The sequence below is a fragment of the Nocardia pseudovaccinii genome (assembly GCF_050942345.1).
In the GTDB taxonomy this organism is placed as follows: domain Bacteria; phylum Actinomycetota; class Actinomycetes; order Mycobacteriales; family Mycobacteriaceae; genus Nocardia; species Nocardia pseudovaccinii.
Genome location: NZ_CP192074.1, coordinates 5,554,133 through 5,566,156, shown reverse-complemented (window position 1 = coordinate 5,566,156; position 12,024 = coordinate 5,554,133). Strand labels below are relative to the sequence as shown.

General features: G+C 64.8%; 12 protein-coding genes. 10 read left to right on the top strand and 2 right to left on the bottom strand.

Annotated elements, in window-relative coordinates:
• The first annotated feature begins 165 nt into the window (after positions 1 to 165).
• The 6 genes from ACQPZ2_RS25030 to ACQPZ2_RS25005 all read left to right on the top strand — a co-directional run bounded on the left by ACQPZ2_RS25030 (position 166) and on the right by ACQPZ2_RS25005 (position 4,754).
• Positions 166 to 1,491, top strand: coding sequence for an RNA-guided endonuclease InsQ/TnpB family protein (locus ACQPZ2_RS25030; RefSeq protein ID WP_433520676.1), 1,326 nt, complete (start codon positions 166 to 168; stop codon positions 1,489 to 1,491).
• Between the two features lie 158 nt (positions 1,492 to 1,649).
• Positions 1,650 to 1,931, top strand: a complete 282-nt coding sequence (locus ACQPZ2_RS25025) for a phosphoribosyl-ATP diphosphatase (RefSeq protein WP_433520675.1) — start codon at positions 1,650 to 1,652, stop codon at positions 1,929 to 1,931.
• A 122-nt stretch (positions 1,932 to 2,053) separates the two neighbouring features.
• The gene (gene hisG / locus ACQPZ2_RS25020) at positions 2,054 to 2,905 is read left to right on the top strand and encodes an ATP phosphoribosyltransferase (RefSeq protein WP_063037213.1); all 852 of its coding nucleotides are present in this window, start codon (positions 2,054 to 2,056) and stop codon (positions 2,903 to 2,905) included.
• Positions 2,906 to 3,051: 146 nt separating this feature from the next.
• On the top strand, positions 3,052 to 3,186 hold the full coding sequence (locus ACQPZ2_RS25015; protein ID WP_281005226.1) for a hypothetical protein: 135 nt from the start codon (positions 3,052 to 3,054) through the stop codon (positions 3,184 to 3,186).
• Positions 3,186 to 4,406: a YeiH family protein gene (locus ACQPZ2_RS25010; RefSeq protein ID WP_433520674.1), complete on the top strand. Its 1,221-nt coding sequence runs from the start codon at positions 3,186 to 3,188 to the stop codon at positions 4,404 to 4,406. Before ACQPZ2_RS25015 ends, ACQPZ2_RS25010 begins: the two co-directional genes overlap by 1 nt.
• Before the next feature lie 198 nt (positions 4,407 to 4,604).
• Positions 4,605 to 4,754, top strand: coding sequence for a hypothetical protein (locus ACQPZ2_RS25005; protein ID WP_433520673.1), 150 nt, complete (start codon positions 4,605 to 4,607; stop codon positions 4,752 to 4,754).
• Positions 4,755 to 4,756: 2 nt separating this feature from the next.
• Here the strand turns inward: ACQPZ2_RS25005 and ACQPZ2_RS25000 are convergent, their stop codons facing one another.
• Positions 4,757 to 5,656 carry a RecB family exonuclease gene (locus ACQPZ2_RS25000; RefSeq protein WP_433520672.1) on the bottom strand — a complete coding sequence of 300 codons (900 nt, stop codon included), beginning with the start codon at positions 5,654 to 5,656 and terminating at the stop codon, positions 4,757 to 4,759.
• Between the two features lie 80 nt (positions 5,657 to 5,736).
• Between ACQPZ2_RS25000 and ACQPZ2_RS24995 the strand changes: the two genes are divergently transcribed.
• The gene (locus tag ACQPZ2_RS24995) at positions 5,737 to 6,570 is read left to right on the top strand and encodes a tRNA (adenine-N1)-methyltransferase (protein ID WP_433520671.1); all 834 of its coding nucleotides are present in this window, start codon (positions 5,737 to 5,739) and stop codon (positions 6,568 to 6,570) included.
• A 1-nt stretch (position 6,571) separates the two neighbouring features.
• Here ACQPZ2_RS24995 and ACQPZ2_RS24990 read toward each other — a convergent pair whose 3' ends face one another.
• Positions 6,572 to 7,093 (bottom strand): hypothetical protein, encoded by a 522-nt coding sequence (locus ACQPZ2_RS24990; protein WP_433520670.1) that lies wholly within the window; start codon positions 7,091 to 7,093, stop codon positions 6,572 to 6,574.
• A gap of 179 nt (positions 7,094 to 7,272) precedes the next feature.
• On the opposite strand from ACQPZ2_RS24990, the gene arc reads away from it, so the two are divergent.
• From arc to ACQPZ2_RS24975, 3 genes are all read left to right on the top strand, one after another.
• Positions 7,273 to 9,033 (top strand): proteasome ATPase, encoded by a 1,761-nt coding sequence (arc, locus tag ACQPZ2_RS24985; protein WP_433520669.1) that lies wholly within the window; start codon positions 7,273 to 7,275, stop codon positions 9,031 to 9,033.
• Between the two features lie 835 nt (positions 9,034 to 9,868).
• A complete protein-coding gene (locus ACQPZ2_RS24980) occupies positions 9,869 to 10,519 on the top strand; it encodes a TetR/AcrR family transcriptional regulator (protein ID WP_433520668.1) in 651 nt (216 codons plus the stop codon).
• Positions 10,497 to 12,017 (top strand): ArnT family glycosyltransferase, encoded by a 1,521-nt coding sequence (locus tag ACQPZ2_RS24975; RefSeq protein ID WP_433520667.1) that lies wholly within the window; start codon positions 10,497 to 10,499, stop codon positions 12,015 to 12,017. The genes ACQPZ2_RS24980 and ACQPZ2_RS24975 overlap by 23 nt, the downstream gene beginning before the upstream one ends.
• Positions 12,018 to 12,024: the final 7 nt, after the last annotated feature.

Here is a 12,024-nt window from a genome sequence, read left to right as displayed (position 1 = left end):
CGGGGCGACGGGGACGCATGGCGTTAAGAGCGGGACAACAGGACTGGGCACGGGTCTGACAGGCATCCGCGAACTCAGCGGTGCTGCTCTGGTCTTCAGAGGCGTCGTCATCGCAGGGAACGGCAGCGATCGCTTGTTGTCGGTGGCTCGTGCGATGCTGTTGCGGTGGGGGGGTTTACGAGTTTCCGGTTCTGTCTCGACCCGACCGTCGAGCAGCAATCACTGCTGGTCCGCCATGCCGGTGCGGCACGGTTCGCGTTCAATCAATGTCTTGCGATAACGAAGGCGGCGTTGCGGAGTCGTCGCCGTAACGAGGATGTGCGGGTGCCGTGGACCGGTTTCGATCACATCAACGGGTTCAATGCGTGGAAGAAGACCGAGCAGGCCGGGCGGGTGTTTGCGGTCGATTTGTCGGGGACGGCATCGCTGGTTTCAGTCGGGCTCGGTTGGCGAAATCAGGTGTGCCAGCAGGTGTTCGAGGAAGCCGCCATGGACCTCGGACGAGGGTTGGCGGCGTGGCGGGATTCACGGACCGGTAAGCGTGCCGGACGCCGGGTGGGGTTTCCGAAGTTCAAATTGAAATCGTCGACGGTCCCATCGTTTCGGTTGCGGAATAAGCACTCTCCGCGCGGGCGGCCCATGATCCGAGTCGGCGAGGGCCACCCTCGGTCGGTGACTTTGCCGGTGATCGGCGCGGTGCGGGTGCGGGAGGACACGCGCCGTTTGCGGCGGATGATCGCCGCCGGCCGGGCGAAGATCGTGGCGGTGACGGTGTCGTATCGGGCGGGTCGTTGGATGATCAGCCTCGTCACCGAGGCCACCGACTTGCATCCCGCGCACCGGCATCCGGTGCGTGACGGCGGCGAGCACGGCGGCTGGGTGGGTGTTGATCGGGGATTGTCGGCGTTCCTGGTCGCCGCCACCAGTGACGGGGCTGAGGTCGACCGGATTGCCCATCAACCGAAACCACTGGTAACCGGGATGGCGCGGCAGCGCCGCCTTGCACGGTCGGTCACCCGTAAACAGAGGGGAAGCCGTCACCGCCGTAAGGCCGTTGTCCGGTTGGCGCGGCATCATCACCGGATCCGCAATATTCGCGCGCATTTTCTGCATCAGGTGTCGAATCGGCTGATCAAGACTCACGACCGGCTGGTTGTCGAGGATCTGAATATCGCGGGCATGTTACGCAACCGGTGTCTGGCCCGTGCGATCGGTGACGCCGGGTGGGGCGAGTTCGCCCGTCAACTCCGCTACAAACAGGGCTGGCGCGGCGGCGATGTGCTCACGGTCGATCGGTGGTTTCCGTCGAGCCAGTTGTGTTCACGTTGTGGAGCCAGCACTGTCGGGTTGACACTGGCCGACCGCATCTTCACCTGCGGCTGCGGGGCACGCCTCGATCGCGATCTCAATGCCGCAGTGAACCTCGCTACTCGGGGCGAGCAACTGGATCTGTGCCCGAGTCCGGGAGCCCGAAGCACGAGCCCCGGATAACAACGCCCGCCGACGGGACGGCTCTGGCACACCCACCCCGGTGTGTGAAACCAGCGCGGATGACGCGGGAACCGGCGTAACTCAACACCGGGATGAGCACCGGACGTCCGAGAAGGACGGCGTCGACGACTTCCCTCGGGGAGTTTCTCAGACGCGCTGTGAAACAATGGCTCACCGTGAAGAACTTCGAAACCCTGTTCGCCGAGCTGCAAGATCGTGCGGTTGCCCGCCCCGAGGGGTCCGGGACCGTGGCGGCATTGGACGCGGGCGTGCATTTCCAGGGTAAGAAGGTGCTCGAGGAGGCCGGTGAGATCTGGTTGGCCGCCGAGCACGAGGGCGACGAGGCGCTCGCCGAGGAGATTTCGCAACTGCTGTACTGGGTCCAGGTGCTGATGGTGGGCCGCGGGCTGAAGCTGGAAGACGTGTACCGACATCTGTGACGGCGGTGTTGAATTTGCGGCACTCGCGGGCCCCTTCGTGGTCACGCTCCGCTACCGCCTCCGGGGCCGTCGCTCGCGCCGCCACGTCGATCCCTAGTTCTCCTCCCCGAAAGGACCCATCCATGCTGCGCGTCGCAGTCCCCAATAAGGGCGCACTTTCCGAATCGGCCACCTCGATCCTCGCCGAGGCCGGTTACCGCAAGCGCACCGATTCCCGCGACCTGACCGTCCTCGATCCGGCCAACCAGGTCGAGTTCTTCTTCCTGCGGCCCAAGGACATCGCCATCTACGTCGGCTCCGGCGAGCTCGATCTCGGCATCACCGGCCGCGATCTGGCGCTGGATTCCGGTGCGCCGGTTCAGGAACGGCTCGCACTCGGCTTCGGTCGCTCCACCTTCCGCTACGCCGCCCCGGCCGGGCGCGAATGGAAGGTCGAGGACCTCTACGACAAGCGCATCGCCACCTCGTACCCGAATCTGGTCCTGAGCGATCTGCAGCGGCGCGGCATCGAGGCCGAGGTGATCCGCCTCGACGGCGCCGTCGAGATCTCCATCCAGCTCGGTGTGGCCGATGCCATCGCCGATGTGGTCGGCTCGGGCCGCACGCTGCGCCAGCACAACCTGGTCGCCTTCGGCGAGACCCTGTGCGATTCGGAGGGCGTGCTCATCGAGCGCACCGGCTCCGATCAGAACGAACGAGCCCGTAATCAGCTCATCGCGCGCATCCAGGGCGTCGTATTCGGTCAGCAGTACATCATGTTGGACTACGACTGCCCGAAGGAGCTCCTGGAGGAGGCGGTCAAGATCACGCCCGGCCTCGAGTCGCCGACGGTATCCCCGCTCGCCGATTCGAACTGGGTCGCCATCCGCGCCATGGTGCCGCGCAAGCAGGGCAATGAGGTGATGGACCAGCTCGCCGAACTCGGCGCGAAGGCGATCCTGGCCTTCGATATCCGGTCCTGCCGCGCCTTCTGACCCGATTTCGCCCACTCGGCCCCGTCACTCGGCGGGGCCGAGTTGTTTTGTGTGAGTGATCGATTCACTGCGATTGCAATCGGTGTGCTCACCTGCGATTGATTGGTACGTTGCGGCCTCGATGAGGAGATGCAAGGAGTACCACCGTGTCGCAGACACCGCCCGCGAAACCGTCGGGCAGCACATTCGCATGGAATGAGGACTGGCTGGCCGCCATCGTCGGCCTGGTTCTCATCGCACTGGTCCTGGTCGGCGCAATCCCGGATTGGTTGGTGCCGTGATGTCGGAGAACGAAGCCAGGACCGAGACCGTGCCAGTGCGCGCCGATGCCGTGCCCCCGGAAACCGAATCGGCCGAGTCCAGCGCGGAGGCAGTCGACTCGGCCGGGGTTCGATCCGAAACCGCTGCACTGCAGGCGATTGCACGCCCCACGGTGGCGCAGATCGGCGCCGGGATCGCAGCCGTCATCCTGCTCGGCGCGCTGACCCGCTACTTCGATACACACGTGCCGCAGTGGGCCGTCGGTACGCCGTTCGACCGGATCGCCAAGTCGATCGAATTTCCGGTGTACGCCATTGCCATCGGCCTGATCGGCAATGTCGCGCTCGCGAAACTCGATCTCCGGGAACGCCTTTCGGCCGGATTCCGCACCGAATTCTTCATCAAGACCGGTGTGGTGCTACTCGGCGCATCGATCAATCTGAAGATCCTGGTGACCGCGGCGGGGCCGTCGATCGTGCAGGCGCTGCTGTTGATCACCGTGGTTTTCGGTTTCACGTGGTGGCTGGGCGGTCGACTCGGCCTCGACGACAAGCTGCGCGCCCTGCTGTCCTCGGCTGTCTCGATCTGCGGTGTCAGCGCCGCCATCGCGGCCGCGGGTGCGGTGCAGGCCAAACGCGAGCAGATCGCGTATGCGGCATCCCTGGTCATCATCTTCGCATTGCCATCGATCTTCGTATTGCCATGGCTCGCCGATGTTTTCGATCTTTCCGACGCGGTCGCAGGCGCATGGATCGGCGGCAATATCGATACGACCGCGGCGGTTGCGGCCTCCGGTGCGATCGCGGGGGAGAAGGCGCTGCAGATCGCCACCATCGTGAAGACCACCCAGAATGCGCTCATCGGCATTGTCGCCATCGCGCTCACCGCCTACTTCACGATCCGGGTCGAGCGCATTCCCGGCGCGGCCCGGCCGTCGGTGCGTCAGTTCTGGGAGCGGTTCCCGAAGTTCGTGATCGGCTTCGTCGCCGCGTCCGTCATCGGCACGCTGTATCTGCAGTCGGTGGACAAGAAGACCGGCGCGGCGCATATCGCGATCGTCAACGATCTGCGCACCTGGTTCCTGATCTTCGCATTCGTCTCCATCGGCCTGGAGTTCTCGCTGCGCGGCCTGCGCGAGGCGGGCTGGCGCCCGGTCGTGGTCTTCGGATCCGCGGCCGTCTTCAATCTGGCCGTCGGCTTGGGCCTGTCCGTGCTGCTGTTCCACAACTTCACCGCGTAGATCCGCTCCGGCAACCTGCCGTTTCGGTGCTCGCCGGTCGTCACGGCGAGCATCGCAGCGACATTGTGTGCGTTCAGTTCAGACCGAACTCACGAAAATTTCATGCTTCGCCGTCAACACTGGGGGCGTGTCGGGCGAAACAACTAGGGAACACCTCGGACGGGCAATGCCGTTCGAGCACGGACAGGGGAGGCCCCAGTGAAACCGAGTGTCGAGTCGGTCGGGTCGTGGTGGCGGCTTCGCAATGTGCTCATCGGGGTCGGTGATGCCGTCGGCGTACTCGTGCTCATCGGCGTTATCGCCGCGCTCGGCTCGCACGGCCTCGATCTGAATCTGTTCGTCGGCTGAGCTCAGTCGGCGACCGCTTCGGCGAAGGATTCGTCTGGTGACTCACCGGTGCCAATGTCCGGCCAGCCTGGATAGACCGGTGGCGTGCCGCCGAATGCGGGGCACAGACTCTTGTAGCTGCAATGTCCGCACAGCCAGCTGGTGCTCGGCAGGAACTCGCCGGTCCGGCCCGCCGCCAGAATGGCCTGCCACAGGGCCGAGAGAGTGCGTTCGAAGCGCAGCAGTTCGTCCTCGTCGGGGGCATAGGTGAGGATCTGTTCGTCGGCCAGGTAGATCAGCCGCAATTGGGTGGGCAGGATGCCGCGGGTGCGCAGTACCACCAGCGCGTAGAACTTCAGCTGGAACAGCGCCTTGGTCTCCTGGGCGAGTCCGGGCGCCCGGCCGGTCTTGTAATCGACGACGCGCAGCTCCCCGGTCGGCGCGACATCGATACGGTCGACGAACCCGCGCAACAGCACACCGTCGTCGAGCTCGACCTCCACCCGCGACTCACACGACTCCGGATCGAACCGGGTCGGATCCTCCAGCCGGTAGTACGTCTCGACGAAGGCGCGCACCTCGCCGAGAAAGCCCGCCAGCCCGTCTGCTGCGACCACTTCGGCGCTCTCCGGTCTGTCGGCCAGCACCCGGGCCCATGCGGGCTCGACGAGCTCAGCAGCCCGTTCGAACCGGCGCTCCCCGGCGGGCAGTCCGTACAGATCCTCCAGTACCGCGTGCACCACCGTGCCGCGCACGGCGATCCGGGTGGGCGGCTCCGGAATCCGATCGATCGCCCGGAACCGGTACTTCAGCGGGCACTGCTTGAAATCCATTGCCCGCGAAGGTGACAGCGCCGGACGCGGACGGTCGGGTGCGACCTCCCGCGCGTTGTCGGCAGGGGGCGTGGATACCGGCGGATGCATACCTGGCAGGCTATCCGGGCGCACCGACACGCCGGTGCCACTCAGTGCGGACAGCAGCGACGACCAGCGAACGGAGATACATGACGGCCAGACGGACCGGGCCATTCACCATCGGGGACCGGGTACAGCTGACCGATGCCAAGGGGCGCCTCTACACCGTGGTGCTGGAACCGGGTAAGGAATTCCACACGCATCGCGGCGGTATCAAACACGACAACCTGATCGGCGCCGATGAGGGCAGTGTCGTCCAATCCACCAATGGCACACCGTATTTGGCGTTGCGGCCGTTGCTGATCGATTACGTGCTCTCCATGCCGCGCGGTGCCGCGGTCATCTACCCCAAGGACGCCGCCCAGATCGTGCACGAGGGCGATGTGTTCCCCGGTGCGCGCGTACTAGAGGCCGGTGCGGGCTCCGGCGCGCTGACGTGCTCGCTGCTGCGCGCGGTCGGCCCGCAGGGCCAGGTGGTCTCCTACGAGATCCGCGAGGACCATGCCGAACACGCGATCCGCAATGTGGAGACCTTCTTCGGCGAGCGGCCGGACAACTGGTCGATCACCGTCGCGGATGTCGCCGCCTACGACGGCCCGCCGGTCGATCGCGTCGTCCTGGACATGCTCGCCCCGTGGGACGCGCTACCCGCCGTGTCCAAAGCGCTGGTCCCCGGTGGTGTGCTGATCGTCTATGTGGCGACCGTCACACAATTGTCGAAAGTGGTCGAGGCGCTGCGTGAGCAGGAGTGCTGGACCGAGCCGCGTTCGTGGGAATCGATGGTGCGCGGCTGGCATGTGGTCGGTCTGGCGGTGCGGCCCGAACATCGCATGCAGGGCCACACCGCCTTCCTGGTCAGCGCGCGGCGGCTCGCCGAGGGGACGGTCACCCCGAAGCCGCAGCGTCGCCCGTCGAAGGGCTGAATCAGGCAGGCACGCAGGGCGCCTGCGCGAAGCCGAGCATGAGGCAGCCGCTGGCATCCGAGAGCTTCCAGGCGCCGTCGACATGTTCCCAGGTCAGGGGCATGGCGGGGGCGGTGCCGTGCGGTGAGGTGATGGTCACCTGGGCGGTCGCGGAATTGCCGCTGGTGGTGATGTCGGCGACCGCGTAGGTGAGCTTGCCGTAGCTGCCGAGCGCCTGGTTCATCTGGTCTATATTGGCGGCGCGCTTTTCGCCGTCGACGATCAGCTTGGTCTTCTCGGAGGTGGGTTTGGCCGGGTCGGAAAGGGCATCCAGGACGGCGGTGAGCGTTTCGGCGGTAGGTGCGGCGGCGTTGCCGTGGTCCCCGTGACCTGCGGCGCTGGTGGACGCGGCGGCAGAAGTGGTACTCGTGGCCTTGGCGTCGGACTTGTCGTCGGAGCCGCAGCCGGTGAGCCAGACGGTAGCGGCCATCGCCGCCGCGGCGATAACCATGGACGTGCGCAGCGTCCTGGCGGGAAGGAGCATCGTCAGCAACCTTTCGGTTCGGTCGGCGAAGCACGTCGCCGTGGACTGGTTAGGGCAGGCTAACATGGTGTATCCGCCGTCGACCGCAGCCCAGATGTGATCACGACGAAACCATGTCGGAAAGCGAGAACGGTTCGCGCCCGGTAGCGTTAATAGACCGGGACTGGGAGGAGCAGCACATGAGCCCCATCGAGAATTCGGATTCGGCGGCCTGGAGAGAGCTCGAGGCGGTACGCGCCGAAGCGGCTGCTCTTCGAAGGCAACTCGCCGATTCGCCGGATCGCGCACGGGAATTGGAAGCCCGCATCGATTCGCTGACCATTCGCAACACCAAGCTGATGGACACCCTCAAGGAAGCGCGCCAGCAGCTGGTGGCCCTGCGCGAGGAGGTCGATCGGCTGGGTCAGCCACCGAGCGGGTACGGAATTCTGATCGGTGTGTACGAGGATCAGACGGTCGACGTGTTCACTTCGGGCCGCAAGATGCGCTTGACGTGTTCACCCAATATCGACACCTCGACCCTCGAATACGGTCAGACCGTCCGTCTCAACGAGGCGCTCACGGTCGTGGAGGCCGGAATCTTCGACGCTGTCGGTGAGATCGGGACCCTGCGCGAGATCCTCGACGACGGACGCCGGGCGCTGGTCGTCGGGCATGCCGACGAGGAGCGCGTGGTGTGGTTGGCGGGTCCGCTGGCCAAGGTCGCCGAGGTCGATGATCTCGACGATCCCGATTCGCCGATCCGCAAGCTGCGGCCGGGTGATTCGCTGCTCGTCGACACCAAGGCCGGTTTCGCCTTCGAGCGGATTCCCAAGGCCGAGGTCGAGGACCTGGTACTCGAGGAAGTCCCCGATGTCGACTACAGCGATATCGGTGGTCTCGGTCGGCAGATCGAGCAGATTCGCGATGCGGTGGAATTGCCGTTCCTGCACAAGGATCTGTTCCGCGAATACGCGCTGCGCCCGCCAAAGGGTGTGCTGCTCTACGGTCCGCCCGGTTGCGGTAAGACGTTGATCGCCAAGGCCGTTGCCAACTCGCTGGCGAAGAAGATCGCCGAGGCGCGCGGTGAGGATGCCAAGGAAGCCAAGTCGTTCTTCCTGAACATCAAGGGCCCCGAGCTGCTGAACAAGTTCGTGGGTGAGACCGAGCGCCACATCCGGATCATCTTCCAGCGCGCACGAGAGAAGGCGTCCGAAGGTACGCCGGTGATCGTGTTCTTCGACGAGATGGATTCGATCTTCCGCACCCGTGGTTCGGGCGTGTCCTCCGATGTGGAGACCACGGTCGTGCCGCAGCTGCTCTCGGAGATCGACGGTGTCGAGGGTCTCGAGAATGTCATCGTGATCGGTGCGTCCAACCGCGAGGACATGATCGACCCCGCGATCCTGCGGCCGGGCCGTCTCGACGTGAAGATCAAGATCGAGCGGCCGGACGCGGAATCGGCACAGGATATCTTCTCGAAGTACCTGGTCGAGGACCTGCCGTTGCATGCGGACGATCTCGAAGAGTTCGGTGGCGACAAGGGTCTGTGCATCCGCGCGATGATCGAACGGGTCGTCGACCGGATGTACGCCGAGAGCGAGGACAACCGCTTCCTGGAGGTCACCTACGCCAACGGTGACAAGGAGGTCCTGTACTTCAAGGACTTCAACTCCGGCGCCATGATCCAGAACATCGTGGACCGCTCCAAGAAGTACGCCATCAAGGCCGTACTCGACACCGGCAACCCGGGCCTGCGCATCCAGCATCTCTACGATTCGATCGTGGACGAGTTCTCCGAAAACGAGGACCTGCCCAACACCACGAATCCCGATGACTGGGCCCGCATTTCGGGTAAGAAGGGCGAGCGGATCGTCTACATCCGCACCTTGGTCACCGGTAAGAACGCCAGTGCCAGCCGCTCGATTGATACCGAGTCGAATACCGGGCAGTATCTGTAGGTCGGTTGACTTCGAGGGCTGTGCTTCCAGTTGGGGGCACGGCCCTCGATTGGGTTCGGGCGAGCGGATCGTCTACATCCGGCTGCGTCTGATTCACCGGTAAGAACGCCAGTGCCAGCCGCTCGATTGATACCGAGTCGAATACCGGGCAGTATCTGTAGGTCGGTTGACTTCGAGGGCTGTGCTTCCAGTTGGGGGCACGGCCCTCGATTGGGTTCGGGCGAGCGGATCGTCTACATCCGGCTGCGTCTGATTCACCGGTAAGAACGCCAGTGCCAGCCGCTCGATTGATACCGAGTCGAATACCGGGCAGTATCTGTAGGTCGGTTGACTTCGAGGGCTGTGCTTCCAGTTGGGGGCACGGCCCTCGATTGGGTTCGGGCGAGCGGATCGTCTACATCCGGCTGCGTCTGATTCACCGGCAAGAACGCCAGTGCCAGCCGCTCGATTGATACCGAGTCGAATACCGGGCAGTACCTGTAGGTTTCGAACCGAGGGCCGCGCATCCATTCGGGAGCGCGGCCCTTCGGCGTTTCGGGGTTCAGTCTTCTGCGGTGTAGTCGCGAATCACGCGGCCCTGTCCCGCACTTTCTGTGCCGACGCGGCGTCGAATTCGGTGCCTAGTTTTGTCGATGGCGGGCAGCCCGGCGATCGCGGAACCGTGTGCTCCCTCCAGTCAGCGGTAGATCGACCAGGGGGGTGGGGCCACCCTCTGGGCGCGCTACTGAGCATGCTGGGGTGACTCCAGGTGATTTCGAAGTCATCCCTGCGGGGTAGGCGGGGGTCATTCTTGGGGTTGATGTGGGGGTTTGGGCGGACGGGTTAAAATTTGGCCATGCGGCCAGAAAATGAGACGGGTGGTCGGCAGCGGTCGTTCATCGAGGAGGCGCGGCGGCGGCAGATCATTGCCTCGGCGGTGGAGGTGATTTCGGAGGTGGGGTACGGGCGGGCTTCGCTGGCGCGGATCGCGAAGCACGCCGGGATCTCCAAAGGTGTCATTTCGTATCACTTCGCCGGGAAGGACGAGCTGATGGAGCAGCTGGTGATCCAGCTGTATGTGTCCGGTGGCGAGCACATAGCGCCCGCGGTGATGGCGGCGGACGGGGCCCGCAATCAGCTGCTCGCCTATATCGGGGCGAATCTCGGCTTCATCGATGCGAACAAGAAGTATGTCGCGGCGCTGACCGATGTGGTGCTCAATCTGCGTGATGCGGATGGAAAGCCACGGTTCGCTTCGGCGGAGGGAGAGCAGGAGATCATCCAACCGCTCATCGACATCATGCGGGAAGGCCAGCGCACCGGCGATTTCGGCGAATTCGATCCGGCGGTCATGGCCAAGTCGATTCGCGATGCCATCGATGGCGCGGCCGGACGGGCGATTCGGGAGAAAGACTTCGATATGACGACGTACTCGGCGCATGTGTGCCGACTATTCGATTTGGCGACCCGGAAGGGGGGACGTGATGACCACCGTGGTGGAAAGTAAAGTGCGACAGGAAGGCAACGCCGGAGCGACACCGCCGTTCGCGTGGCTCGGTGTCGGCGCGATCGCCGTGTTGTCGGCGATCATGCTGTTCGCATCACTCGGACGGTACGGATACTTCGGTGACGAACTGTATTTCCTCTCGGCCGGGCGTCGGCTCGGATTCGGCTATGCCGATCAGGGCCCGCTGCTGCCCGCGATCGCCCGCCTGATGGATGTGCTGGCACCGGGATCACTGGTGGCACTGCGGATTCCGGCCGCACTGGTCACCGTTGCCGCAGTGCTGATCAGTGCCCAGATCGCCCGGGAGTTCGGTGGGTCGCGGACCGCGCAGGTATTGAGCGCGACCGCGTATGCGACCTCGCCGTTCCTGCTCGTGCAGGGAACTCAGTTGGCCACCAATACGATTGATACCGCATTGTGGGTGGTGATCAGCTGGCTGCTGATCCGGTGGGTGCGCACCCGCCAGGACAGTCTGTTGCTGTGGGCCGCGCTGGTCACGGCGCTGGATATGCAGGTGAAGTGGCTGATTCCATTCTTCTGGATCGCCGTCGCCATCGGAGTGGCGATCTACGGACCGCGCGAGTTGCTGCGGCGGCCGGTGCTGTGGGTGGGCGCGGCTTTCGTTGTCCTGGTCATGGTGCCGACGCTGATCTGGCAGGCCCGGCACGACTGGCCGCAGCTGCGATTGGGTGCGGTGGTCGCGGCGGAGCAGGCGACGATCGGTGGCCGCTACACCTGGCTGCCACTGGCGCTGATCGCGGCCGGGCTGTTCGGCGGTGTGCTGTTGGTCGTGGGAATCTGGGCGCTGTTTCGCTCGGAGGCGTTGCGGCCGTACCGATTCCTCGCGCCGCTGCCACTGCTGCTGGCCGTGGCATTCGTCGCGACCAACGGTCGCCCCTACTACGCGGCGGGCTGCTACGCGGCGATCATGGCGGCGGGCGCGGTGCGCTGGACCGAGTACACCCGACGATGGCGAATCTATGCGACTGTGCCGCTGGTCGCGACTTCGGTGGCGATCGCGGTGTTCACGATGCCGTGGCAATCCGAGTCGTCCATCGATCCGGTCGACAGTCAGGCCGATGCCGGTATCGAAATCGGCCTGTACGGCAAGTTCGGCTGGCCCGAGCTGCGCGAGGCGACCGCCGACGCATACCGGGCTCTCCCACCGGCCGAGCGTGCGAATGCGGTGATCGTCACCGATTCCTATTGGCAGGCAAGCGCTTTGGATGTCGACCGGAATCGCTTCGGCCTGCCCGCCGTCTACAGCCCCAACCGCGGCTTCGGATACTTCGGCACCCCACCGGATTCCGCGACAACGGTGCTGTGGGTCGGCAATGCCGAAGACGAAATGCGTGCCACCTGTAGCGAACTGACCCCGGTCGGTCGGGTCGACGCACGCCTGGGCTACCCGGACGTCACCCGCAATGTCACCATCTGGCGCTGCACCCCAGGTCAGCACTGGTCACAGGTCTGGCCCGATCTGCTTCGCCTCGACTGACCAGCCG